Genomic DNA, 23,388 nt, shown 5'->3' with positions numbered 1-23,388 from the left:
AACGTGGTACCCCATCCAGGGTTTTCCTCTACGGCTGCTGCAAATCCGACTAGAGATTTCGGCTGTGGCTGAGTATTTCCTGCTGCCTGCGGCGGCCGCAGCGGTTAACATTTCGTAAACATTTGGCTAGGGGGCGCGGTGGGAGTCGGCGGCCGGCGGCCCGGCCTGCGGCGGCTGAAAGTTGACCACCACCATGGAACCGGCCGGCACTTGGCGGCGCGGGGGCGGGTCCTGGCTGACTGCCAGCCCCGTTCCTACCGGTTTCATCGTAAGTCCCATCTCCGCCAGATTCTGCGCCGCCTGGCGCATGGTCTGTCCGGTGAGATTGGGCACGGTGACCAGACCGGGAGCAGGCCGCGCCTCGCCCAACACCACGATGACCCGCGTTCCAGGCGCCACCATGGTCCCAGGCGGCGGCGTCTGGTCGATGACCACGCCGCCTGTGCCCTCCACCTGATACGGGAGGCCTTTGCCCTCCAGGAGCTTGCGCGCCTCCGCCGGAGGAAGGTTAACCACGCTCGGCACCTCTATGCTTGGTTCTTGATCCTCCTTTGGTGGCGCAGTGGGAGCCGGCGGCACACCCAAATACCGCAGGCTGTCCTCCATAACACGTTTGAAGACCGGCGCCGCTACCACACCGCCGTAATAAGCGCCTTGGGGTTCATCCACCACCACCAGGACGGCCAGGCGAGGATTGTCCACCGGTCCAAAGCCAATGAAGGAGGCCACATGTTTGTCGGAGACGTAACGGCCGCCGACGATCTTCTGCGCCGTGCCGGTTTTACCGGCCAGGCGGTAGCCGGGTATCTGGGCCCCGCGGCCGGTACCATCGGCAACCACGCCCTCGAGCAGCTGGGCCAGTTTGCCGGCGGTGGCGGGGGATATCACCTGGCGTACTTCCTCGGGGGCAAAGGGCTTTATTACTTTCCCGTCACTGGCGCGGATCTCCCGTACAATCTGCGGCTTCAGCAGTGTGCCGTGGTTGGCCACCGCCCCCACCATGGCGATCATCTGCAGCGGGGTAACCGCAATGCCTTGGCCGAAGGAAATATTGGCCTGCTCCACCGGACCCACCCGGTCGAGGGGGAGAAGGATGCCTTCGGCCTCCCCCGGAAGGTCGGAGCCGGGAGCTGCGCCAAAGCCAAAAGCGTGGATGTAGTGGTAGAACCGGTCTTTGCTCATCCTTAGGCCCACGGTCATAAAGCCGACGTTGCAGGAGTTCTTAACCACCTCGGCGAACGTCTGGCTGCCGTGGGCTGTCACACAGCCGATGTAGTGATCGGCCACCTGCAGGCCGCCGCGGCAGTAAAAGCCGTCGTTGGGGTGGACGACCCCCTCCTCGAGCGCGGCAGCCGCCGTGACAATCTTGAAGGTCGACCCGGGCTCGTAGTTGTACCACACGGCCAGGTCCCGCCGGTCGGCCTCGGGTACCGCCAGCGGTTTGTTGGGGTCGAAGGTGGGACGGTTCGCCAGGGCCAGAATCTCGCCTGTCTGCGGGTTGGTGACGAGAATGGTTGCTCCTTTGGCGTGCGTCTCCTGCATCAACCGGTCCAGTTCCCGCTCGGCGATGTGCTGGATTACCTCGTCCAGGGTAAGAACCAGGTTCGCGCCGTCTTTAGAGGGTACGTACTGTTTCTCCCCGCCGGGTATTTCCCGCCCGTAGGCATCGGTCTCGCCGCGAAAGCGGCCCAACGTCCCCCGGAGCTCCTTATCATACACCAGCTCCAAGCCCTCCAGGCCCTGGTTGTCGATGCCGGCAAATCCCAGGACGTGGGCCGCTAAGCTGCCGTTAGGATAATAGCGCTGGCTCTCCTCAACCAGGTAGATGCCGCTCAGCTTGAGGTCGCGCACCTTTTTCGCCCGTTCAGGCTCGATCTTACGTTCGATCCACTCAAAGGATGTGTTCTTTTTTAGCTTGGCCAGAACGTCGTCCGCCGGGAGGCCCAGCGCCGCGGCCAAGGCGGGGGCTACCTTCTCCGGTTCTTGAATCTGCCGCGGGTTGGCCACCACGCTGTCCAGGCTCACATTGATGGCCAGCTTCTTGCCACTGCGATCGGTAATCAGGCCGCGTTTGGGCTGGATCTCAATCTCGCGCAGCCGCTGCGCCAGAGCCTGGGACTGGTACTTGGCGTTGTTCAGGACCTGAAGGTAGAAAAGGCGGGCCGCCAGCCCGCAGTAAGAAAGCGCCATAACGAGGAGAAACACCCCTATCCGCCTGCGCATGAGAAGGGTCTGTTTCACGCCTATACACCAGCCTTTAGTTATCGCTTATCCCCTTGGCAAGCGCCCGGCGTACCCCCTGAGCCCAATCCAAAAGCGCCGTGACCTTGTCCGGCTTGGCCGTAGGAGCGGCCGCCGGGGCCGCCTTTTCCTCCGCCTTCGGCTGGGGTACCGCCGCGGCTACTACCTGCACTTCTTCCGGCTCGCGCATGCCCAGGCGCTGAGTGGCTTCTTTTTCGATCCGGGCCAGCGACTTCAGCTCGCTGGCCTGCTGTTCCAGCTGTTCTTGCACGGTGATCGCGCGCGCCAGGTCCTTTTGCGCCCGTGCCAGCCGCAGGTTAAGCTGAGCAACGTAAGCGTACGGAGCCACATAAAGCAGCACCAGGACAACCGCCGCCGCCACAAAAAGCCCGTACGCCGCCAGGGGTGCCACCCGCCTGCGCGTCCGTCGCCGCGGCCGCAGCTCCACCGCCGGCCTTTCCTCCTCGAGGGGTACGCGCAGCACTGCAGTCTTCCCTACCACCTTATGCGTCCCTCCTTTGGTCTAGAACCCTTTCCGCCGCCCTGAGCTTAGCGCTGCGGGAACGGGGATTGTTTTGGATCTCTTCCTCTCCCGGTGTCACCGGTTTCTTCGTTAGAAGCTCCAGTTCTCCGGCGGCCGCCAGCTGGCGCAGGGTATGTTTGGCGATCCTGTCTTCCAGGGAGTGAAAGGAAATAACGCAGACGCGGCCGCCCGGCGCCAGGATGTGGCCCGCCGCCGCCAGACCTTCTTTAAGTGCCCCCAGTTCATCGTTTACGGCGATGCGTAGAGCCTGAAAGGTGCGCCGCGCCGGGTGCGGCCCGTGGCGCCGGACGGCGGCCGGAATGGCCTCCTTGATCACGTCTACCAACTCCCCGGTGGTCTCCAGCGGAGCACGCCGCCGGCGCTCGTCTATAAACCCGGCGATGCGCAGCGCCCACCTTTCTTCACCATACTCGCGTATGATGCGCGCCAGCTCGTGGCGCGGCCACGTATTTACTATCTGCCGGGCGGTGAGCTCCTGCCTTTTGTCCATGCGCATGTCGAGCGGCGCGTCCACTTGATAAGAGAAGCCCCGCTCCGGCTCATCCAGCTGCGGTGAAGACACGCCGAGATCAAATAAAATGCCCTGCGGCGCCGGCAACGACGAGGCCCGCCAAATGCCTGCCAGCTCGCGGAAGTTGCCCTGTACCAGACGGACGCGTTCCTTAAAGGGCGCCAGCCTTTCCCGCGCCGCCTCGAGGGCGGCGGCATCACGATCGATGCCGAGCAGGAGCCCGCCGGGGGTACTGCGGAGCAGGATTTCCCGGGCATGGCCGCCGCCGCCCAGGGTGCAGTCGATGTAGATGCCGCCCGGCCGGCAGGCCAGGTACGCCAGCGTCTCGCTCAGAAGAACCGGCTGGTGCTGGAAACGCATACAGGACCTCCTAGATGCCGAAGTCCACCATCTTCTCCGCCAACTCGGCGTAATTGTCGCGCACCTTGGCGCTGTAGTTCTCCCATTCCTGCTGGCTCCAGATCTCCACCCGGGTGGAAACCCCGATGATGCTCGTTTCTTTCTCGATGCCGGCGTAGCTGCGCAGGCTGGGCGGGATCAAGACGCGTCCCTGGTTATCCGGCTGGCACTCGGTGGCCCCGGCAAAAAAGAAGCGCACGAAGGCCCGGGCCTCGCTGCGGGTGAAGGGGAGTTCTTTCAGCTTGCGCTCCAGCGTAGCCCATTCGGCAAGCGGGTATACAAACAGGCAGCGGTCCAGCCCCCGGGTCATGATGAAACGTTCGCCCAGTTCCTCCCGGAGGCGGGCCGGGATAAAGAGCCGGCCTTTGCTGTCTAGAGCGTGCTGGAATTCACCCATGAACACGCCGCTCACCCCACCTGCCTGCCTTGTTCCCCACTTTCCCCCACTTCTCACCACATAAATTCGCCCTGAAGAGCAAAATTCCTTCCGGATTTGGAAAAAAATAAAAGACCTGGGTAAACCAGGTCCCGCCTCTCGGGGAAGCTATGGGTTTGTCTTTGCCGGCGCCTCCCCGCCCTCGCCGGCGGCGGCCATGGCCACCGCCCGGTGCCCCAGCCCCAGCGCCACCTCGTTCAAGTGCAGAAGCCCGATGCCGCAGAAGATTACCACCACAATGTGCTCGCCCTTGCGGGCGATGCCGATTTTCCCGCCGACATTAAGCCCAATGGCCTTGGGCATTATCTGCGACAGCGCTTCCCGGGCGGCTCCCGCCACACCTCCCTCTTCGGCCTGTACCTCGGCGATCAGCCCTTCGCGTTTGGCCGCCACCACCGCCCGTTCAATGACTTTCTTCACCGAGGAGATGAACTCTCCCCCGTAGTCCACGGCCGCGGCGTGAATGCCTTCGTACCGGTAGGTCTCCTTGAGCCGCTGCTCATCCTCCCGCGTGCGCGACACCGCCATCTCAATGGCGGCGCGCGCCACCTCGCTGGAGCGCGCTGCTTCCATGGTTACTATCCCCCCTTGTACAATATAGTCGGTCAGGTTCCTGCAATAGAGGACCTGATAAGAGACAATTCCTCGTGAAAGGGTGGGAGCAACTCACATTCCCTTGCCGTGGCTTTCGGAACATCAAGACAACATTTCAATGATCTTTTCGTCAGGGTTCGCAAAGACATTGGGCAGTCGCCCGAGCCTAGAAATCACGAAAACGGCCGTCCCGAAAATCTACGAAGAGTGGGACAACGCCACGGTGGCCGTTAGGGCCAAATCTGGTGGCGGAAAACTTGACCGTCCTCGTACTCCACCCGTGCAACTATACGCGAGAGGCTTTTTGTTTCTCCCTGGAAAGAAGCTTCATATACCGGTACTTCCCGCTCAGCGTACCGAAGAGTAGTGGTACCCTTTTTAAGGGAAATCTCGGCAGGATTTCCGTCACTACTTTTTTGGTCGGGATAAACCTCCAAATAGGCGCCTACCAAACGGTGCTGCGGTTCTAGCGGCCCTTCTTCATAAATGGACACATGCAGCTCACCACGGCGCTGATCCTCCTCAATTTGGACCGTTACAGGGCTGAAATGGTATAGGGCCAATTTTCCCAGGTCCAGTCTAGATAACTCTGTGCTGCGGACCTGTCCACCTTGCCGCACATTAATATAATAATCGTAAAGATACCCGGGACCCTCAAGATCAGGTTTTACTGGTTTCGCCTCTTCCGCTTTCTTATCGTCGTTGGTGCCTGACGGGTTCTTAACATTGAAATGTATTCTAAAGGCAGGCCTGTGTGGGATACCGTCGATGGGAAACTTTACTTGAAAGGTGTTGCCTCCTACGTTTTCCGCTGCAAGTGACGCAAAGGCCTGTTCACCCTGTCGGCGGTAGAAGAACCCAACCGGCGACCCTTCTTCATATTCTTTGACCTGCCAAGTTAAAAGAACGGTAAGTGCTTTGCCTTCATCTGTCAAAGAAGGATGAATTTCAACTGGCGTCACCCACCTCTGTTCTTCTCTGAACTCCGCCAGCGAGGACCTGATGTCTTGTGCTTGATTTTGTGTTTCCATACGGATATATGAAACCTCGGACATAAGCTGGTTCATTTTCTGGGTTAATTTCCCCAGTTGGTGGTACTGGTTTAAATTTAGGGCTATACTTAAGATTAAAGCCACAGAAATGAAAAGTATAATCTTATCGAATTTCCCCGGTTGACCTGTCATGATCCAGCTCCTTTTCTATCCACTAAATCTGCCCGTTCTGTTTAGCAACACTTTCAATTCCATCTCTTACTGACCCTGGACGGGCCGAGCCCCTTTAACTTTTTAACGTAAGTCAAAAGACATTGCGAACAAGCCATATAAAGTCGCTCCTTAACTATCCCAGCGGCACCAGGGTCCGCCGGCGCCCCTGAAAGGTGGCAACCGCCGTGTACCCCGCCCGGCGTGCCAGGGCCGCCGCGGCGGCAATGTCTCGTCCGGCCTGTTCCGGGGCATGCGCATCCGAGCCCAGCGTTAAAGGGATCCCCTCCTCGTGACACCTGGCCAGGAGAGCCTGGGCCGGGTAAAACTCGTGCACCGGCTTGTAACGCCCGTTGGTGTTGAGTTCCAGGCAGGTGCCCGCCCGCCGGATGCCGGCCAGGGCCGGTTCCGCCAGGGCGACCATGTCCTCCGCCGGGACAAAGTTAAAGATTTTGATGAGGTCGAGGTGGCCGATGATGTCGAAGAGCCCGCTCTCCGCCGCCCGGGCGACATGGGCAAAGTAGCGGCGGAAAAGTGCTGTCGTCTCCCAGGCGGCGTACTTGGGTACGTCCTTTTCCTCATCAAAAGAGAAGCCGTCCACCTGGTGGACGGAACCAATAACGAAGTCGAGGGGCTGCGCTCCGAGAAGAGCGCGGATCTCAGCTTCCCGGCCGGGGATGTAGTCCACTTCTATCCCCACGCGCACGGTGAGCTCCGGGAAGCGGCGCGCCTGGGCCAGGATGCGCTCCGGCCGGAAATGGGTGTAATAGTAGTCGTGGTCGGCAATACCCAGTTCCTTTACCCCGCGGGCGAGGGCCGTTTCGTAGTAACGGGCGATCTCGGACTCCTCGACATAAAAGGCATCGTGCCCCAGGGTGTGGACGTGGTAATCTACCAGCAATGAAAGCCCTTCCTCTACACGTTACTAGCGTAAACCGGAAAGCTCCCGCGTCGCCAGCACCAGATACCGATCGAGCTCGGTGCTGAGGGCCAGCACCGAACCCTTGTCCCGGTTGCCACCGCAGCCGGCCGCCGCCCGGTAAAGTTCTGCGCGCAAGGCCTCAATACGCTTAAAAAGCTCACACGTCACCGCCCTTTGCCTCCCCTGTCAAGCTCTTACCATCATAGCAAACGATGAATGGTAAATCAAGTAAGTATTTGGATGATTTTACATTAAGATGTCTTAACAGGGGAAGATTTGTGGCCGGTCCGTTTTAACCCGCCCGATTCCGGTTACCATACCGCCGCAAGGCGAACCGAACTAAACCGAAGAGCACACCCGCCAGAACCAGGGTTCCAAGAAGGAGGTCAAGCCAAAGCGCCATTCTGCCGTCCCCCCTCTGGTTTACTCTCCAGAATTATTATACAATACTTCCGGAGCGCCCACAAGGCCCCGCCGGCCTTGGGGCGGAAAAAAACTAGGGGAGGGAACGCAGGTACACGGTGATCGGGTACGGAGCAGCCTGGTTGTCGGCACTGAGATAAGCCAGCCAGGAGTCGGAGAGGGTGAGGCGGCTTTTCCAGCCGGCCCCGGTGGTAAGCTGGGTGGTCTTACCGGCCGGGCTGCGCAGGTAGATCTGGGTATTGAGAGTGTCGTTGGGGCCGCTTTCCAGCCGTGCCGTCAGCAGGTTGGCGCCCCACCACGCCGGCGGCTCGTCCACCGCTTCCTCCATCAGCACCTGGACCCGGCCGGCATCCGGCCCATACGCCAGGACTGTAACCCCGCCGCCCGCCTCGTAACGGTACACCAGCACCTGGCGCCCGCCGGGCACAAAACCGGCCACAGCCAGCCATTCGCCGTGGACCGCTCCCAAGTCCCGCAGCGCTTCACCCGGCGCAGCGAGCAGCAGGCGCTGCCAGCGCACCGCATCCATGCCGTCGGCGCCCTTGGTCACCACCGCGCTAAGAAATGCCACCTGCCGGCCGTCCGCCGACCAAACCGGTGCACCGGCCTTTTCCCCTTGAGGCGCCACCCAAGAGGCGAGGGGGTGCCCCTCTTTCGTGACCACGTTAAGGCGGGTGGCCGGCGGCAGCGGGCCGTCCTCACCGATCTGGAAGTCGTAGGTTTCACCCCGGGCCTGGGCGCTCAGGAAGCTCAGTTTGCTCCCGTCCGGCGACCAGACGGGAGCAAAAGCATACTCGCCGGCCGCTCCCACCTCGACCTCTTTCCCTGTGTTCACGTCCAGCAACAGGAGCCCGTGCCGCCGGGGCCGGGTGTCCGGATAGGCCACCACCTCGCCCGTAGGTGAAGGGGCCACGCCGAAGAGGCCGTCCCAGGTGGGGAGGTTGTCTTTCAGGTGAACCTTCTGGCCGCTTTCCACATTGACGCGCCAGAGGTCCTGCCCCCGGTGGATGAGGAGCCACCCGGTCGCGGGGTTGAAATGCTGGCTGCGGATCAGTTCCGGCCCGCCGGGCAGCCAGGCAATCTCTTCCTCCACCCCGTCGAGCCTCACCTTTTTCACCGCCACACCGCGCTCGCCCAGGTGCGGACCTGCCGCCTGCACGCCGTCGACGGCGTAATAGAGGGCCCCGCCGTCCCGGCTCCAGCCGAAAAAGGCCACCGCCGTCGCTCCCTGGCCGCTGCGGTCAAGGAGCTTCAGGAGTCGCACCACGTCCCCCTTATCTTTGTTCCACACCCAAATCCCATACCCGCCTGTTTCGCCGTAAATGGCCAGGCGGTCGCCCGCCGGGGACCAGGCCAGCTCCGGCAAGATGCCGTAAAAAGGCCCGATGGCGATCCTGCCCTGCGTGTGGGAAAGCTCCACCCCGGCCGGCAAAAGCGGGGCGGCCGCACCTGGCGGCTCCGGTTCCGCCGGCGGTGTAGGTTCTGCCGGTGCCGGTTCATCTGCTGCCGGCCCTTCCGGAGGAACGGGCGCTGCCGAATTTCCCTCCCCGGGAGCCAAGCCGGGGCCCACCGCAGCCGGCGCCGGCAGGTCACGCCCGCCGCTCGGCCGCTGAAGCCGGCAGCCGGTAAGGGCGAGTAACACTATGAGTACAGCGACTAAAGCCCGGATTGCTGTCCTGTGTACGGCCATCGGTTTTTCCTCCCCGGTTTCTCTTCCCAAATTATAAGACGTACAGATTACGAAAAAGTTACTATCAATTAAAGACCCCGGAGTCCGGGGTCTAATCCTTGATTCTGCCGTCGCGCCGGTCCATCTCTTTTTCGGCAAAGCGCACCATCTTCTTCACCATGTGCCCGCCGATCTTTCCCACCTCGCGGGTGGTCATGTTCTCCCAGCCTTCTTCGGCGATGTCGTCCTCCAGGCCTAAGTCTGCGGCCACTTCATCCTTGAGGGCATCCAGTTCATCCTCAGCCGACGGGATCTCCGTCTTTCTTCTTTCCTTGCGCGCCATTTTATCCCCTCCTTCTCGTAGTATCCCCTGGCCGGCGGGGATGTTGCACGAAAAATACGCCGCAGCAGGAATAGGGCGCCAGGTACGGGAATAATTAGAGGGGAGGGATTTTCATGGGCGCAGATCGTCGTCTTGCCCTGCTGCAGCTGCTCCGGGAGCGCCGCCAGCCCGTCACCGGCGCCGAGCTGGCCCAGCGTTTCGGGGTAAGCCGCCAGGTTATTGTGCAAGATATCGCCCTGCTCCGGGCCCAGGGCGCCGACATCGTCGCCACGGCGCAGGGTTACCTGTACGGCGAAGCGAGTGTGCCGGCCGTGGTCTCGCGGCGCCTGGCCTGCCGGCACACGGCGCAGCAAACGCGGGCGGAACTTCTGTCCATGGTGAAAGCAGGGTGCCGGGTGGTGGACGTTATTGTGGAACATCCCCTGTACGGTGAGATCCGCGGCCTGCTGCTCTTGAGGACAGCAGCCGATGTCGAGGAGTTTGTCCGCCGCTACGAAAGCCAGGGCGCCCAGCTTCTCTCCAGCCTCACCGGCGGCGTCCACCTGCACACCCTGGAAGCAGCCATGCCGGCGGCGCTGGAGCGGGCGGAAAAGGAACTCAAGCGGCTGGGGATTCTGCTGACTTGAACATTACACCTGACTTTACACTTGACAAGACGCCCTTCTTCCGCTACAATGTCACTGAACGTTAACCAAGAACTTACAGGGGAGAAGGGGATCTTAATGCGTGCCCGCGACCTGGTGTATGGAGCGCTGCTCACCGCCCTCTCGCTGGTTATTCCGCTGGCCTTCGGCAATTACCTGCGCATCTACCTACCGCCTTTTTCAGCCACTTTGGCCTCGCACGTTCCGGCGATGCTGGCCATGCTGATAAGCCCGGCTGCAGCAGTGCTGGTGGGGCTGGGCTCGGCCCTCGGCTTTTTGGTGGCGATGGGGCCGGTAATCGCCGCGCGCGCCGCTGTGCACGCGTTCTTTGGGCTGGCTGGGGCCCTCCTCATCCGGCGCGGCCTGAGCTTCCGGGGGGCGCTCACGGCCACGGCCCCGATCCACGCCCTGGGTGAAGCTCTGGTGGTACTTCCCTTCGGCTTTACCTCTTACCAGGCGGTGGTTGTGGTCGGCGTCGGCACGGTGCTGCATCACGCGGCCGATGCCCTCATCGCCCTGGCGGCGGTGAGCAGCCTGAAGCTTTCCAGCTTCCTGCGCCCGCGCCAGGTATAAACCTGTCTTACAAGCATTGCGCCCCTGCAGGCCGCCTGCAGGGGCGCAATCTCTTTCCGGCTTATTCGGGCTTCGGGGCGCCTACCGGGCAGACATCAGCACACGAACCGCACTCAATGCACTTCTCCGGGTCGATAACGTAGATGTCCCCTTCGCTGATGGCCTCCACCGGGCACTCCGGCTGGCAGGAACCGCAGGCAATGCACTCTTCCCCGATCTTGTAAGCCACCTGTGTCACCTCCGTCTTTCGCTTGGCTTCCTTGGCGTGGGCCAGCCTGGCTCGCAGCTGAAGCTGCCACTGGTCCTCCACTGGCCTCCTACCGCGCAGAACCAGTATATAGATTCTCACCGCACAGCCAAAATCCTCTTTTCCCCCAAGAATTTTTTCGCCTTCTGACGTCCTTTTCCTTCAGGAGAGCTGCGTCAGCAGCTCTTCATCTTCTTCTTTCACATTATTCGGGTCCACGTGCACCACTACCGTTCCCGGCACACGTTCTTTGATACGCTTTTCCACCTGGGCGGCAATCTGGTGTGCCCGGTCGAAGCTTATGTCCACATCCACCACAATGTGCAGGGAGACGGCCTTCACGCTGCCGTAGTCGTGGACGGCCACATCGTGAACGCTGAGCACGCCGGGGACGCTTTTGGCGAGGGCCAGTATCTCCTGCACCTGCCCGGTGGTCGGTGCTTCACCCATTAGGGTGCTGCCGGCCGAGTGCCCCAGTTCCCAGGCCGTGTAAAGGATAAGGCCGGAGACCAGCAGCCCGAAGACGGCATCTACGCTGGCAAAGCCGTAGCGGGCTGCCACAATGGCAACAGCCACCAGCACGGAGGCGATGGCATCGCTACGGTGGTGCCAGGCATCGGCCAGGAGGGCGCCGGAATCAATGCGGCGGCCCAGGTCAATGGAGACAAGGGCCATGGCCTCCTTCACCGCGCCGGAGACAAGCATTATCACCGCAGCTGCGATGCTGCCGGCGACCTTGTTGCCATAAAGGAGCCGCAGAAAAGAGGAACGCGCGAACTCCAGACCCACTAGGCCCAAAAGGAGGGCTATCACCAGCGTGGCCACAAACTCAATCCGCCCATGCCCAAAGGGGTGCTCCTTGTCAGGGCGCCGGCGGGCGGCGTAAAACCCGACCACTACCACGGCAGAGGTAACCACGTCGGAGAAGGTGTGTGCTGCGTCGGCGAGAAGGGAGACACTGTTGAGGGTGAGCCCGAGGAACAGCTTGACGAGGGACAGGACGATGTTCCCGCCGATGCTGAGCCACCCCTCAAGAAAGCCGTAGCGGGCGCGAACTTCTGGATCGGCTGGATCGCGGTGGCCGCGGAGGAAAACAGAAAGCAGCCAGTCAGTAAAGCGCTGAATCAAGGATCTCTCTCCTTTCTGCCTCCAGCCGTTAAAAAAGGCACTTGTGGAGGCTTTACAGTCCCACAAGTGCTCTTTCCGACACTTGCTGCACCCAAGGTGCCCGGCTTCACCAACTGTGAGGTCGGCCGCCTGTTCTTGCAGCATTATAACACACCGCCTGCGCTGGTGCAACGCGTAGACAGGCCGGGGCGCGATTTTTTCGTTTGCGCGGGCAGGACGCTGTGCTATAATAGACACAAAAATCCGCGTGGGGAGGCAACGGCCGTGCCGGATGCCAGTAAAATCACCCAGTTTCTAGCCTTTGACCCCCTGGATAATCCGCTCTACCGCTCCCAAACCATCGGTACGGGCAAAATCGGCGGCAAGGCCCGGGGCCTGCTTTTCGCCCGTGAAGTGCTGGCGCACCGCCGGGACCCAGCCCTGGCCCAAGTAGCCATACCTGAAAGCTATTTTATCGCCACCGGTGTCTTTGATGAGTTCGTCAGCGCCAACGGGCTGCAGGTCCTGGCGGAGAGCGGCCGCGATTACAGCGAAATCGAAGCGGCTTTCGAGCGCGGTGCTTTCGCGCCCTGGTTCCGGGAAGCGCTCGCCGCGCTGCTGGAGAAACTCCCCTGCCCGCTCGCCGTGCGTTCCTCGTCGCAGCTGGAAGACAACCTCAAGTACTCGTTCGCCGGCAAATACCTGACCACGTTTGTTTCCGGCAGCGGCGACCCGGAATCGCGCCTCCTGGCGCTGGAGGCGGCCATTAAACGCGTCTACGCCAGCGTGTACTCGCCCAGCGCCGCCGAATACCGGCGCAAGCACGGCCTGCGGGGCGACAAGATGGCGGTGCTCATCCAACGGCTCATCGGGAAAGAACGTGGCGGTTACTTTTACCCGGAGACGGCCGGTGTTGGCTTTTCCAAAAATTATCGGCGCTGGACGGAGCGCATTAAGAAAGAGGACGGCGTGGTACGCCTGGTGTTCGGGCTGGGAACGCGCTGCGTCGGCCGCGAGTATGCCCGCACTTTTTCCCTCACCAACCTGAACCTGCGTCCTGAAGGCCACAACCCGCGCGAGATCGCCAAGTACTCCCAGGAGCGTTTCGATTCCGTGGATCTGGCCACGGGCCAGGTGCAGGTGTTCAACATCAATCACCGCCTGAGCGCGCTCGATTACCACCCCGGCTTCCACCAGTATGCACAGGTGTACCTGGCCGGCAGCAACGAGATTCGTGACCTGGGCGCCTTCCTCCCCAACCTCGGCCCGGGAGACAAGATCGTTTTTACCTTCCGGAACTTTCCCCGCTATCACCCGGAGCTTTTCAGCGTCATGCACGCCCTCTTCGCCACCCTGGAGGAAGAAATGGGCGTGCCGGTGGACATCGAATTCACCTATGAGGCGGAAGACAAGGTTTTCACCCTGGTGCAGGTGCGGCCGCTCTCAAGTTACGAAGAGTACCGTTCCGTGCATATCCCGCCCCATCTGCCGGCGGACCACGTGCTCCTAAAAGGCGACCGCATGCTCACCAACGGCACGCTCCTCGGGGTAAAACACCTGGTGTATGTGGACCCGTACATTTACCAGGAGGCGCCCGATAAGTATGCCGTGGCCCGGGAGGTGGGGCGGGTTAACCGGCGCTTGGAAGGCGAGCGCTACATCCTGGTGGGACCGGGCCGCTGGGGGTCCACCAGCCCGGAGCTGGGCGTACCGGTGAATTACAGTGAGATCTCGAACACGGGGCTTCTGGTGGAACTCGGCATCCGCCAGGCGAACTTTGTGCCGGAGCTTTCCTACGGCACTCACTTCTTCGCGGACCTGGAGGTGGACGGGATTCTGTACCTCCCCGTCTTCGATACCATTGCTACCAACGTCTTTAACGCGGCCTGGTTTCAAAACCACCCGGCCGAACCCACCGGCCACCCGGCGGTGCGCGTTTACAGCGGGCTTTTCGATGTCTACCTGGACGGTGAAGGACTGTGCGGCTGTGTAGCGCTGAGCCGCTGAGGAAAGGCTGAGCCTAAAAGAAGAGAGGTGCAAAAGTGAGGTCCAAGCCGACGCTTCACTCTTTTGCCTTCACGGCGCTCTTTGCCGCCCTGGTGACCATGTCCACCGTCGTCTTTAAGGTGCCGGTGCCGGCCACCAACGGCTTTATCAACCTGGGCGATACCTTCATCTTTGCCGCCGCTCTGCTCTGGGGCCCCTCCAGCGCCTTTTGGGCCGGGAGCATCGGCTCGGCGCTGGCCGACGTGCTGGGCGGGTACCCGCACTGGGCGCCCTTCACCTTTTTTATCAAAGGCCTGGAAGGATTCGTGGCCGGCCGGGCGGGCCACCCGCCCTTCAGCAGCGACGGCCGGTTGGGACCGGCCGTACTGGGTCTGGTGCTGGGCGGGCTTCTCATGGCTGCCGGCTACTTCGCGGCCGAGGTGCTCCTCTACGGGCTGCCCGCCGCGCTGGTGGAGCTGCCGGGTAACGGCCTGCAGGCGGGCGGCAGCATCGTGATCGCCCTGCCCCTTTCCCTGGCACTGAGGCGCATTGGCCTGCACCGGCGCGGCTTTGAAGGGCGTCAGTGACGTCTCTGCCCCCGCTCCCCCCGCCAGGCCCAAAGAAAGCCGGCGGCCAGGACCAGGAAATAAAGGATGAAGGGAGCTACGTTTCCGCAGCCGGGAGCCGCGCGGAGCCGACTCCCCAGGTAAGAATAGAGCAGGACACCGGGCACGATGCCGACGGCCGTGGCCAAGAGGTAGGGACCGGGGGCAACCCCGCTTAACCCGGCGGCATAGTTGACGGCGTCAAAGGGTAAGACCGGGGTAAAGCGCAGGGCGAGCAACCTTTGCCAGCGGATGTCGGTGAACTCCGCCAAGAGACCCTGCCAGCGGCGCGGCAGCAGGCGCTCCACCAGGCCGTGCGCCAGCCAGTTGCTTGCAGCGTAGGCCGCAAAAGCCCCCAGCCAGGTACCGAGCCAGGCGTAGCCGAAACCGCGCCACGCGCCGAAAACCAGCCCCGCCGCCAGGGCGAACACTGAACTGGGAATGAGGACGAAAGGCCGCACCAGGCAAGCGCCCAGAAAAACCCAGGGCGCCAGGCTCCCCCGGCGCGCAAGGTAATAAGCCAGGGTCTTGGTGGTAACGGCGTTCCGCCAACCGCTGCGGCAAACAAAGAGTACCAGCAGCAGAGCCACCAGGGCAATAAGGTCCCAGCCGGGACTTATTTTTTTCTGCGCCATGGTCCTTCCCCTCGTTTAAGCGCCCGCTGCACCCGTCCCTGTACACGGGAATAAAGCCCCCGCGCGCCAGTTAGACTAACACTGAGGTGAACGCCATGTCCCCAAGCTACGATGCCGTAGTGGTGGGCGCCGGACCGGCCGGTGCGGCGGCCGCACTCATGCTGGCGCGCAACAATCTCAAAGTGGGCCTCTTTGAGCGCGGCCCGTCACCCGGTACCAAGAACATGTTCGGCGGAACGATCTACCGGCTGCCCACGGCGGAGCTGATCCCGGCCTTTTGGGAAAGGGCGCCGCTCGAGCGCCCGGTGGTAAGCGAAGAGCTGTGGTTCTTGGATGATACCTCGGCGGTGAAGCTGGGCTTCACCTCCCTTAAGTTTGGCCGCCCACCGTACAACAAATTCACCGTGCTCCGCCCCGAGTTCGACCGCTGGTTTGCTCAGGAGGCGGTCGCAGCCGGAGCCGCGCTGCATACCGCCACCCTCGTGCGGGACATCCTCTGGCGCCGGGAGGGGCTTACCGGCCGCCGTGCCGCCGGGGTGGTACTGGAAGACGGCACGGCAGTCGAAGCCAACGCTGTGGTCCTGGCAGAAGGGGTAGCGGCCTTTCTCGCCCAGAAGGCCGGCCTGCGCCGGCCCATCCGGCCGGATCAACTCACCCTGTACGCGCGCGAGGTGCTGGCACTGCCGGCGGAAAAGATCGAGGAGCGTTTTGAACTGGAACCCGGCGAGGGGGCGAACTTGGGCTTTGTGGGTTACCCGGCAGGCGGCATCATCGGCAAGGGCGGCATCTGGACCAACCGGGACTCGCTGGCCGTGGTGGTGGGCGGATACCTCAACCAACTAAAAGACGCCGGTTACAGCCCGTACCAACTTCTCACCCGTTTCAAGTCCCACCCGCTGGTGCGACGGCTTTTGGCCGGGGCCGAGCCGCTCGAGTACCAGGCCCATGTGATTCCCAAGGGCGGGTTCAGCGCCATACCGCAGCTTTCCACCGCCGGCCTCCTGGTGGCCGGCGACGCCGCGGTGATGGTCAGCGGACGCCGCGGCTCCGACCTGGCGCTTCTCACCGGCCAGTACGCGGGTGAGACTGTCGTGCAGGCCCACGCCAAGCAGGACTTCAGCGCCGGGATCCTCTCGGCCTATGACCGTCGCATCAAAAGCAGCTTCTTTCTGGCCGACATCAAAGCAGCCCGCAACACGCATGTTTATTATCAGCAGCACAGCGACGCCGACCTGCTCATCACCAAGGCCTTGAACGACGCCCTGAGCGAGTTTTTCCGCATGGACCTGAGGACGCACCAGGAAAAGCTGCAGCGCATTATGATCAAGCTGAAGTCCATGCAGGCCCCGGGTAAAACTCTGCGGGACCTGTGGGCCGGTTTGAACAACTGGGGGGTGTTTTAACTGCACGCGGACGGCGACCCACTCCAGCACACCACCATCAAGGTGGCCCACCGGTCCCACATCGCCCTTAAAGACCCGCAGGGCTGCGGGCGCTGTCGGGACCGCGCCTGCGTAGCCTTTTGCCCCAGCGGCGTCTACGCCTGGCAGGCGGAGCGGCTTACGGTGGACTACCGGCGCTGCATCGAGTGCCTGGCCTGCCCCTTCGTCTGCCCCAGCGGTAACATCGTCTGGCACTACCCGCCGGGCGGGTACGGCGTGATCTACCATTACTAGCTAGCCCAGTTTCCTCCCTACCGCAACGAGCCGCAGGGCGCGCTCGGTGGCCAGCGCGAGCAGTTCGCCGCCCCGCCGCATGGCTTCACCGAGCGCGAGCGGATACGGCGTCAGCGGGTACAAAGCGTCGATGCCGCAGCTGTAAACCGGTTCCACGTCATCCCCAATTCCACCGGCGACGGCGATTACAGGCAGCCCCGCCGCTTTGGCCACCCGCGCTACCCCGGCGGGTGTTTTCCCGAAGGCCGTCTGGGCATCGATCTTGCCTTCGCCCGTGAGCACCAGGTCGGCCCCCGCCACGCGCGCCGGCAGGTTGACGGCCTGAATCACCATCTCCACACCCGCCATGAGGCTGGCGTCCAAAAAAGCGATCAGCCCCGCCCCGAGCCCGCCCGCCGCGCCCGCGCCGGGGATGTCGGCCACGCTCCGCCCCAGGTCCTGCGCGATAACCTTTGCCAGGTGGCTCAGGTTGGCATCCAGCGTGGCCACCATTTCCGGCGTGGCGCCCTTTTGCGGGCCGTAGACGGCCGCCGCCCCGCGCGGGCCGCAGAGCGGATTGTCCACGTCACAGGCCACGCGCACCGCCACGGCCTTAAGCCGGGGATCCAGGCCCGTAAGGTCGATGTGCGCCAGCTCCCCGAGGCTGCCGCCGCCCCGGCCGATCTCCCGGCCGGCAGCATCAGTGAAGCGGGCGCCCAGCGCCTGGGCCATACCGACACCGCCGTCGTTGGTGGCGCTGCCGCCGATGCCCACCACCAGGCGGCGGCAACCGGCGTCCAGGGCCGCGCGGATCAGCTCGCCCACGCCGTAGGTGGTGGTAACGCGCGGGTCGCGCCGCTCCTCGGGGACCAGGTACAGCCCGGCCGCCGCCGCCATCTCGATAACTCCCGTCTCACCGTCGCCCAGGATACCGAAGCCGGCCCGTACCGGCTCGCCCAGCGGGCCCGTGACAGTTTTCTCCTGCAACCTACCGCCGGTGGCGCGCACCAGCGCCTCCGTGGTGCCTTCGCCCCCATCCGCCATGGGGACCAGCACCGTCTCCGCCTGCGGCCACAGGCGCCGCACGCCAGCGGCCATGGCCTCGGCGGCTTCCCAGGCGCTGAGGCTCCCCTTGAATGAATCGGGTGCTATCACGACACGCATAGTTTTTCTCCTCCCACGCTTTCTTCTGGAAAAGAATTGGCTACCGCACCGGGTTTTCCTGCCGCTCAGGGCATACTAGGGGCAGAAAAAGCGCTGAGGAGGCTACGTTGTGGAGGTACTGGAAACCCTGCTGGAGAACAGCCGGGAAATGCTGAAGATGGTGAAAAAGCTTGGGGATATTTCGGAAGAGCTGACGGAAGAGACTCTCCCCAAGTACGGCCCCCTTCTGGGTGAGGTGGCCAAGTTCTTGGCCGATAAGGCCATCAACCACCTGGCCAACGAGGAAGCAGCCTTCTTCCCGGTGCTGGGGGCCGCGCTGGGCAAAAACGACCTCATCCCGACGCTCCTTAAAGAACACCGAGAAATCTACCAGGCCTTTAACAGCTTCATCCGGGGGGTGAAAGAAGAATCGCCCGCCGACATCGCCGCCGCGGTGGTTAAGATCGTACGCCTCCTGCCGTCCCACTTAAAGCATGAGGCTGACGAGCTTTACCCCCAGGCGAAGGAGAAACTGGACAAGGAAGACTGGGAGGAAATCAAGAAAAGGCTGCGGGCTTAACCTGCAGCTTTTCTACGCGCTCTCGTCTCCCGCGCCGGTGGGACTCTTAAGGGGTACACTTCTGCCTGAAGCCGCGCCGGCCGTAAGGGCCGCCGCCACCTGCTTCTCGCCTCCGCCCGGGGCACCTGCGGGGGCCAGGAAGGGCACAGGGGCCTCTCCTTTCGTCACTGGCCGGCCACGGCCCCGCCCTGGCGCTGGCGGACGCGGTAATCGTATATCAGGCGCGAGATTTCCCCGATGGCCGCAAAGCCTGGATTTTCGCTCGCGCCCACGTCCTTGGTCATTACCGTGAGGATGTAGGGACGGTCCGGCAAAAAAACAATGCCCGTATCGTTGGCCACCGCCGGCAGCGCCCCTACCTTGTGGCCCACCGTAACATCCTCGGGCAGCAGGGCCGGGAGGCCGTCTTTGTAGATGCTGTGGGTAAGGTCGTCGATGAGGAGACCGCCCAGCTCAGGGTTTTTCTGCGCGAAGTCGAGCGTTGCGCGCATGTAGGTGCTGAGGTCTTCCGCCGTAGAGAAATTCTTGTCCTCGGGGTACACGGTTTTCCCGCCCAGGCTGCGCATAAAGGCCTTCAGGTTTTCTTTGCCCAGACGGCGTGTCAGCATGTGCCAGGCGATGTTGTCGCTGACCCGGATCATCACCTGGGCCAGCTCGCGCAGGGTAAAGGTTTGACCGGGAGCAGCCGTGAACTGCAGGGTCCCGGCACCGCCCTCGTAATCGAGATCGGGATTATAGGCCATGCGCTCGTCCAGGCTGAGCCGGCCCTCCGCCGCCAGGCTGTAAAGATAAAGGGCAACAGCCACCTTGATGGAGCTCGCCGCCGGCAGGGCCACCGTCTCGTTGATGCCGAAATGGCCGCCGCTTTTAAGGTCCCAAAAATACACACCGAAGGTGCCGGGCTTTGTTTTAATGTATTCCTCCACGGCAGCCTTTAATTCGTCGCAGTGCTCGCGGATAGCCAGCGGGTCCGGACCATATTTGTAATAACCGCGCGGCAAAAGCAGGCTGTGGGTCCCTACGGCCAGCACCAGGGTGAACACCACCCCCACCACTAGCCACCACCCTGGGTGCCAGTTCTCCCGCCGCCGCCAGTCCCACTGCTGCACACTGCCTCCCCCCTTGTGTCATCAGGTTTTCCGCTGCAGCGCGCAAGTATACCTCCAAGCAAAAAGCAGGCGCCGGGAGAGAGCCCTCTCTCCTGCGCCTGCTTCCTCGGTTCTTCCTCTTTCCCCGCTTCAGCGGCGGGTAAGGTGCGCCTTTACCACCTATGCGTACTCCTGGGCTGTTTCCTCGCCCCGCAGCACCCGCAGCGCGCCCTGCGCCAGCGCCGGCAGTTCCTCCTCGCCCGGTACCACCACCACCGGGGCGATGAACTCCACGCGCCGCCGCACGCCGGCCGTGATGCGCTCTGAGTGGGCCACCCCTCCGGTGAGCACCACCCGGTCCACCCTGCCTTCCACCACCGTGGCCATGGCGCCGATGGCCTTCGCCACCTGGTAGACCATGGCGTCCAGCACCCGGGCCGCCCGGGCGTCGCCGGCAGCAGCCCGCCGCTCCGCCTCGCGCAGGTCTTTAATGCCCAGGTAGGCGTAAAGACCTGACTCCTTGGTGAGAATCCCCTGGACGTCTTCAGCGCTCAGCCCCTGCCGGAACTTCTCGTAGCAGAAGGCCACCAGCTGCGTCGTCGGCAGGTCGCCGGCGCGCTCAATGGAAAGAGGGCCCTCGTCGTTGGCGTTGGTGGTGTCGATCATGCGGCCCTCGCGGTGCACGCTTATCGAAAAACCACTGCCCAGGTGCGCCACCACCAAAGTGACATCCTGGTAGGAGCGGCCCAGATCGGCCGCCACCTTGCGGGCCACCGCCTTCATGTTAAGAGCATGCGAACGGCTGAGGCGCTCGATGGCCGGGTGGCCCGAGATGCGCGCCACCTCTTCGTATTCATCCACCACCACCGGGTCGACGATAAACGCCGGAATGCCCAGCTCCTGGCCCAGGTGATACGCGATCACCGCCCCCAGGTTCGAGGCGTGGTCCGCCCCGGGACGGTTGATGAGGTCGTCCACCATCTGCGCATTCACCCGGTACGTGCCGCCGGCTAAAGGCTTGAGCAGCCCGCCCCGGCCCACCACGGCCGCCAGTGTTTTAAGGTCGATCCCCGCCGCCGCCAGGGCCCGGCGCAGGACGTTCAGCCGGTACTCGTACTGGTCGGTGGCTTTCTTGAACCCCTTCAGCTCCTCTGGCCGGTGCTCCACCTTGGACTCCAGGAGCAGCCTATCGCCCGCGAAGACGGCGATCTTGGTGCTGGTCGAGCCCGGGTTGATGGCCAAAACCCGCAAATCTTCCGACATATTGCGTCCCCCTTCGTCAGCTCCACGTTCTCCTGCCGGGCCCGTTCTTCCGTTCTTCACCTGTATCTATTTTCGCTGCCTTCGCCCCGGCTTCCTTCCTCCGCCCAACAAAAAACCGGTTCGCTTGAACCGGCTTGGTTTTCTAGCGCGCGACCACAGTGATGGCACCGTGCGGGCAAACGCGGGTGCAGCTGCCGCACCCGGTGCACAGGTCGGGATCGACCTTAGGTGCAGAGACGCGAAACAGGCCCAGGCGTTCCTGGCGGAGCGCCCCGGCCGGACAGCTCTGGCGGGCCGGGCAAAAGGGTGAACGGTCACAGCGTGCCTCGTTTACCACCGCAACGCGTTTGGCGGCCACGGCTATTCCTCCTTAAAAGAATTACCCGGGTAACGCCCGGGTGCCAGCTTGCATGAGAACCACCGGTCCTCACCTGCCCCCTCAGCCAAAGGAACAACTCGGTGCAGCGGCGCCGCCGCCGTCACCTCCGCCCACAAAGCCAAGGCCAAAAACTTCTTTCAGGTCCTGGCTGCCGCACTTGGGACAGCGGACTTCCTTCTTCTGGCTGTAGGGAACAATGGTAGTGAAGTTCTCGCCGCACTCCCGGCAGATGAACTCATAGCTCGGCACAGTCCTCACCTCCCCTGTTCCGGCAAGACGCATCCACCAATTTGTTTTCAATTATACTATTCGTGACCTTCGCTGTCAACAGCAAGAGCCGGCGGCGACGGCCCTTGCAGGCCCCAGGCAGCGGCGAAGGGCCGTGCCAGGGCCGCGCTCGGCCAAACCCGCAATGCTGCCTGTGCCGGCGGCCGTCAGACAGGAGGGCCCGCCGGAATACCCGGCAGGCCCTGCGCTCCGCTCACGAGTGTTCAGTGTTTGGCCCAACCCAGGGAGCGCTCCACCGCCCGCACCCAGTCGGCGTAAAGGCGCTCCCGCTCCTCGGCCGGCATCTGCGGATAAAAGACGCGGTCGATCTCCCGGATGGCCAAAAGTTCCTGCTGCGACTGCCAGACCCCCGCCGCCAGTCCGGCCAGGAAGGCAGCGCCCAGGCTGGTGGCCTCCACCGAACGCGGCCGCTCCACTTCGGCGTCCAGCATGTCAGCCTGGAACTGGAGAAGGAAGTTGTTGGCCGCCGCGCCGCCGTCAACTTTCACAGAGGTGATGTTCACGCCCGACTCCTTGCGCATGGCCTCGAGGATGTCCTTGGTGTGGTAAACGATGGCCTCCAGGGTGGCGCGGACGATGTGTGCCCGCTTGGTGCCGCGGGTAATGCCAATGATGAGGCCGCGGGCAAAGGGATCCCAGTAAGGCGCCCCTACACCGGTGTGGCCGAGCACAAAGTACACCCCTTCGCTGGAAGGAACAGAGGTGGCGATTGCCTCCGTCTCGGCGGACTTTGTGATGATTTCCAGGCCGTCGCGCAGCCACTGGATGGCTGAGCCGGTGACGTTGGCGTACCCTTCCAGGCCAAAGGTGGTCTGCCCCTTGATGCGCCAGGCGATGAGGCTGTTGAGACCGTAACTGGAGATAACGGGTTTAGCGCCGATGTTCATGTCCAGGAAGGTACCGGTGCCGTGGGTGCACTTTACCGTGCCGGGGGTAAAGCACCCCTGGGCGAAGAGCGCGGCGTGCTGGTCGGCGACGGCGGCCAGGATGGGAACGCAGGCGCCGAACACAGCCGGGTCGGTCTCGCCGAAGAAGCCGCTGTCATCCTTGGGCTCGGGAAAGATGCTCACCGGGACGCCCAACCAGGTGAGCCACTCGTCGTACCACTTCAGCGTGTGCAGGTTAAGGCTGCCGGTTACTGAAGCGTTGGAGTATCCGATGGCGTGCTCTTTGCCGCCGGTAAGTTTCCAGATGAGCCAGCTGTCGATGGTACCGAAGGCCAGCCGTCCCTGCGCGGCCAGAGTTTTCGCCTCCGGCACGTGGGTGAAGATCCACTTGAGCATCAGGGAGGAGTACACCTGGGCAACAGTCCAACCGGTGCCCTGGTGCGCCTTCTCACCCCACTCGCTGGCCCGGATTTCCTCCACCAAGTCGCCGGTGCGCATGTCCTGCCAGACGATGGCCCGGTGGATGGGCTCACCGGTGAGCTTGTCCCAAACCACCGCGGTGGCCCGCTGGTTGGTGATGCCGATGGCCGTGACGTCCGCGGGTTTTAGCCCCGCCTTTTCCAGGGCCTGCCGGACCATGGCCAGTGTGGTGTCCCAAATCTCTACGGGATCGTGCTCGACCTTGTCGGGACTCGGGGTGTACTGGGTAAACTCACTGTAAGCCTGCGAAACAACAGCCCCCTCTTGGTCAAAAACGAGCGCCCGTGTGCCGGTGGTACCCTCGTCGATAACGAGGATGTGCTTCTTCTCCATGCTCTTCCCCCCGTTTTCTTAAAGAGCTATCCCTGATTTCTCTCCGGATGACACCGTGTGGCCGCTGAGTCGCTCTTGCTCACCCCCCGGCGCGAGCATCCGTTAATCCGGCTGCACCCCTCCGCCGGAGCTTCCGGCAAAGGGTGGGATAGACCTTGCCTCGGACACGAGGAAACGATCGCCCGTGGCGCCGCTTCCTGCCAGGTGCATT

The 23,388-nt window shown here is 62.9% G+C and carries 26 protein-coding genes and 1 riboswitch; of the genes, 7 read left to right on the top strand and 19 right to left on the bottom strand.

The genetic code is table 11. From position 1 onward, the window contains the following. Positions 1–126: 126 nt before the first annotated feature. The 10 genes from K5554_RS07340 to K5554_RS07295 all read right to left on the bottom strand — a co-directional run bounded on the left by K5554_RS07340 (position 127) and on the right by K5554_RS07295 (position 9,284). Entirely contained in the window at positions 127–2,241 is a 2,115-nt protein-coding gene (locus tag K5554_RS07340) for a PASTA domain-containing penicillin-binding protein (RefSeq protein WP_255565319.1), read from the bottom strand. 16 nt (positions 2,242–2,257) lie between these two features. Next, positions 2,258–2,743 carry a hypothetical protein gene (locus K5554_RS07335; RefSeq protein ID WP_221037862.1) on the bottom strand — a complete coding sequence of 162 codons (486 nt, stop codon included), beginning with the start codon at positions 2,741–2,743 and terminating at the stop codon, positions 2,258–2,260. 1 nt (position 2,744) lies between these two features. Next, positions 2,745–3,656, bottom strand: coding sequence for a 16S rRNA (cytosine(1402)-N(4))-methyltransferase RsmH (gene rsmH / locus K5554_RS07330; protein WP_221037861.1), 912 nt, complete (start codon positions 3,654–3,656; stop codon positions 2,745–2,747). A gap of 10 nt (positions 3,657–3,666) precedes the next feature. Beyond that, positions 3,667–4,098 carry a division/cell wall cluster transcriptional repressor MraZ gene (gene mraZ / locus K5554_RS07325; protein ID WP_221037860.1) on the bottom strand — a complete coding sequence of 144 codons (432 nt, stop codon included), beginning with the start codon at positions 4,096–4,098 and terminating at the stop codon, positions 3,667–3,669. Positions 4,099–4,239: 141 nt separating this feature from the next. After that, positions 4,240–4,704, bottom strand: a complete 465-nt coding sequence (locus K5554_RS07320; protein WP_221037859.1) for a HutP family protein — start codon at positions 4,702–4,704, stop codon at positions 4,240–4,242. 251 nt (positions 4,705–4,955) lie between these two features. Beyond that, complete coding sequence (locus tag K5554_RS07315; RefSeq protein WP_221037858.1) at positions 4,956–5,909, bottom strand: hypothetical protein; 954 nt, start codon at positions 5,907–5,909, stop codon at positions 4,956–4,958. 154 nt (positions 5,910–6,063) lie between these two features. After that, positions 6,064–6,828, bottom strand: a complete 765-nt coding sequence (locus K5554_RS07310) for a histidinol-phosphatase HisJ family protein (RefSeq protein ID WP_221037857.1) — start codon at positions 6,826–6,828, stop codon at positions 6,064–6,066. A gap of 24 nt (positions 6,829–6,852) precedes the next feature. Further along, positions 6,853–7,017, bottom strand: coding sequence for an aspartyl-phosphate phosphatase Spo0E family protein (locus K5554_RS07305; RefSeq protein ID WP_221037856.1), 165 nt, complete (start codon positions 7,015–7,017; stop codon positions 6,853–6,855). A gap of 328 nt (positions 7,018–7,345) precedes the next feature. Further along, the gene (locus tag K5554_RS07300) at positions 7,346–8,962 is read right to left on the bottom strand and encodes a hypothetical protein (protein WP_221037855.1); all 1,617 of its coding nucleotides are present in this window, start codon (positions 8,960–8,962) and stop codon (positions 7,346–7,348) included. Between the two features lie 91 nt (positions 8,963–9,053). Further along, entirely contained in the window at positions 9,054–9,284 is a 231-nt protein-coding gene (locus K5554_RS07295; protein ID WP_221037854.1) for an alpha/beta-type small acid-soluble spore protein, read from the bottom strand. Positions 9,285–9,397: 113 nt separating this feature from the next. Between K5554_RS07295 and K5554_RS07290 the strand changes: the two genes are divergently transcribed. Next, positions 9,398–9,910 (top strand): transcription repressor NadR, encoded by a 513-nt coding sequence (locus K5554_RS07290; protein ID WP_255565318.1) that lies wholly within the window; start codon positions 9,398–9,400, stop codon positions 9,908–9,910. 96 nt (positions 9,911–10,006) lie between these two features. Continuing rightward, a complete protein-coding gene (locus tag K5554_RS07285) occupies positions 10,007–10,501 on the top strand; it encodes an ECF transporter S component (RefSeq protein ID WP_221037853.1) in 495 nt (164 codons plus the stop codon). Between the two features lie 61 nt (positions 10,502–10,562). On the opposite strand, the gene K5554_RS07280 is transcribed toward K5554_RS07285, so the two are convergent. Together K5554_RS07280 and K5554_RS07275 are read right to left on the bottom strand one after the other, a co-directional pair. After that, the gene (locus K5554_RS07280; RefSeq protein ID WP_221040547.1) at positions 10,563–10,730 is read right to left on the bottom strand and encodes a 4Fe-4S binding protein; all 168 of its coding nucleotides are present in this window, start codon (positions 10,728–10,730) and stop codon (positions 10,563–10,565) included. A 180-nt stretch (positions 10,731–10,910) separates the two neighbouring features. Continuing rightward, positions 10,911–11,876, bottom strand: a complete 966-nt coding sequence (locus K5554_RS07275; protein WP_221037852.1) for a cation diffusion facilitator family transporter — start codon at positions 11,874–11,876, stop codon at positions 10,911–10,913. A 53-nt stretch (positions 11,877–11,929) separates the two neighbouring features. Next, positions 11,930–12,023, bottom strand: a riboswitch (NiCo riboswitch). Positions 12,024–12,140: 117 nt separating this feature from the next. Here K5554_RS07275 and K5554_RS07270 point away from each other — a divergent pair. Further along, the gene (locus K5554_RS07270) at positions 12,141–13,862 is read left to right on the top strand and encodes a PEP/pyruvate-binding domain-containing protein (RefSeq protein ID WP_255565317.1); all 1,722 of its coding nucleotides are present in this window, start codon (positions 12,141–12,143) and stop codon (positions 13,860–13,862) included. 35 nt (positions 13,863–13,897) lie between these two features. Beyond that, on the top strand, positions 13,898–14,428 hold the full coding sequence (locus tag K5554_RS07265) for an ECF transporter S component (RefSeq protein WP_221037851.1): 531 nt from the start codon (positions 13,898–13,900) through the stop codon (positions 14,426–14,428). Here K5554_RS07265 and K5554_RS07260 read toward each other — a convergent pair. Next, complete coding sequence (locus tag K5554_RS07260; protein WP_221037850.1) at positions 14,422–15,081, bottom strand: TVP38/TMEM64 family protein; 660 nt, start codon at positions 15,079–15,081, stop codon at positions 14,422–14,424. The genes K5554_RS07265 and K5554_RS07260 overlap by 7 nt on opposite strands. Before the next feature lie 95 nt (positions 15,082–15,176). Between K5554_RS07260 and K5554_RS07255 the strand changes: the two genes are divergently transcribed. Both K5554_RS07255 and K5554_RS07250 read left to right on the top strand, forming a co-directional pair. Then, positions 15,177–16,484 (top strand): NAD(P)-binding protein, encoded by a 1,308-nt coding sequence (locus K5554_RS07255; RefSeq protein WP_221037849.1) that lies wholly within the window; start codon positions 15,177–15,179, stop codon positions 16,482–16,484. Between the two features lie 42 nt (positions 16,485–16,526). Further along, complete coding sequence (locus K5554_RS07250) at positions 16,527–16,757, top strand: ferredoxin family protein (protein WP_221037848.1); 231 nt, start codon at positions 16,527–16,529, stop codon at positions 16,755–16,757. Here the strand turns inward: K5554_RS07250 and K5554_RS07245 are convergent, their stop codons facing one another. Continuing rightward, a complete protein-coding gene (locus tag K5554_RS07245; RefSeq protein ID WP_221037847.1) occupies positions 16,758–17,900 on the bottom strand; it encodes a glycerate kinase in 1,143 nt (380 codons plus the stop codon). A gap of 109 nt (positions 17,901–18,009) precedes the next feature. Between K5554_RS07245 and K5554_RS07240 the strand changes: the two genes are divergently transcribed. Then, entirely contained in the window at positions 18,010–18,459 is a 450-nt protein-coding gene (locus K5554_RS07240) for a hemerythrin domain-containing protein (RefSeq protein WP_221037846.1), read from the top strand. Between the two features lie 164 nt (positions 18,460–18,623). On the opposite strand, the gene K5554_RS07235 is transcribed toward K5554_RS07240, so the two are convergent. The 5 genes from K5554_RS07235 to K5554_RS07215 form a co-directional block, all read right to left on the bottom strand. Then, positions 18,624–19,568, bottom strand: a complete 945-nt coding sequence (locus tag K5554_RS07235; RefSeq protein WP_221037845.1) for a serine hydrolase — start codon at positions 19,566–19,568, stop codon at positions 18,624–18,626. A gap of 159 nt (positions 19,569–19,727) precedes the next feature. After that, the gene (buk, locus tag K5554_RS07230) at positions 19,728–20,798 is read right to left on the bottom strand and encodes a butyrate kinase (RefSeq protein WP_370636975.1); all 1,071 of its coding nucleotides are present in this window, start codon (positions 20,796–20,798) and stop codon (positions 19,728–19,730) included. 154 nt (positions 20,799–20,952) lie between these two features. After that, a complete protein-coding gene (locus K5554_RS07225) occupies positions 20,953–21,168 on the bottom strand; it encodes an ATP-binding protein (RefSeq protein ID WP_221037843.1) in 216 nt (71 codons plus the stop codon). A gap of 81 nt (positions 21,169–21,249) precedes the next feature. Continuing rightward, complete coding sequence (locus K5554_RS07220) at positions 21,250–21,438, bottom strand: zinc ribbon domain-containing protein (protein ID WP_221037842.1); 189 nt, start codon at positions 21,436–21,438, stop codon at positions 21,250–21,252. Between the two features lie 242 nt (positions 21,439–21,680). Further along, a complete protein-coding gene (locus K5554_RS07215) occupies positions 21,681–23,177 on the bottom strand; it encodes a glycerol kinase GlpK (protein WP_221037841.1) in 1,497 nt (498 codons plus the stop codon). Positions 23,178–23,388 lie beyond the last annotated feature (211 nt).

Source organism: Gelria sp. Kuro-4 (assembly GCF_019668485.1).
Taxonomy (GTDB): Bacteria; Bacillota; DTU030; order DUMP01; family DUMP01; genus DUMP01.
Note: the sequence above shows the minus strand (reverse complement) of the source record. Positions and strands in the feature narration are given on the sequence as shown.

Coding starts and splice junctions, on each gene's coding strand:
- rsmH (WP_221037861.1), bottom strand. CDS start 3,656: ATGCGTTTCCAGCACCAGCCGGTTCTTCTGAGCGAGACGCTGGCGTAC.
- K5554_RS07320 (WP_221037859.1), bottom strand. CDS start 4,704: ATGGAAGCAGCGCGCTCCAGCGAGGTGGCGCGCGCCGCCATTGAGATG.
- K5554_RS07315 (WP_221037858.1), bottom strand. CDS start 5,909: ATGACAGGTCAACCGGGGAAATTCGATAAGATTATACTTTTCATTTCT.
- K5554_RS07300 (WP_221037855.1), bottom strand. CDS start 8,962: ATGGCCGTACACAGGACAGCAATCCGGGCTTTAGTCGCTGTACTCATA.
- K5554_RS07295 (WP_221037854.1), bottom strand. CDS start 9,284: ATGGCGCGCAAGGAAAGAAGAAAGACGGAGATCCCGTCGGCTGAGGAT.
- K5554_RS07290 (WP_255565318.1), top strand. CDS start 9,398: ATGGGCGCAGATCGTCGTCTTGCCCTGCTGCAGCTGCTCCGGGAGCGC.
- K5554_RS07285 (WP_221037853.1), top strand. CDS start 10,007: ATGCGTGCCCGCGACCTGGTGTATGGAGCGCTGCTCACCGCCCTCTCG.
- K5554_RS07260 (WP_221037850.1), bottom strand. CDS start 15,081: ATGGCGCAGAAAAAAATAAGTCCCGGCTGGGACCTTATTGCCCTGGTG.
- K5554_RS07255 (WP_221037849.1), top strand. CDS start 15,177: ATGTCCCCAAGCTACGATGCCGTAGTGGTGGGCGCCGGACCGGCCGGT.
- K5554_RS07245 (WP_221037847.1), bottom strand. CDS start 17,900: ATGCGTGTCGTGATAGCACCCGATTCATTCAAGGGGAGCCTCAGCGCC.
- K5554_RS07215 (WP_221037841.1), bottom strand. CDS start 23,177: ATGGAGAAGAAGCACATCCTCGTTATCGACGAGGGTACCACCGGCACA.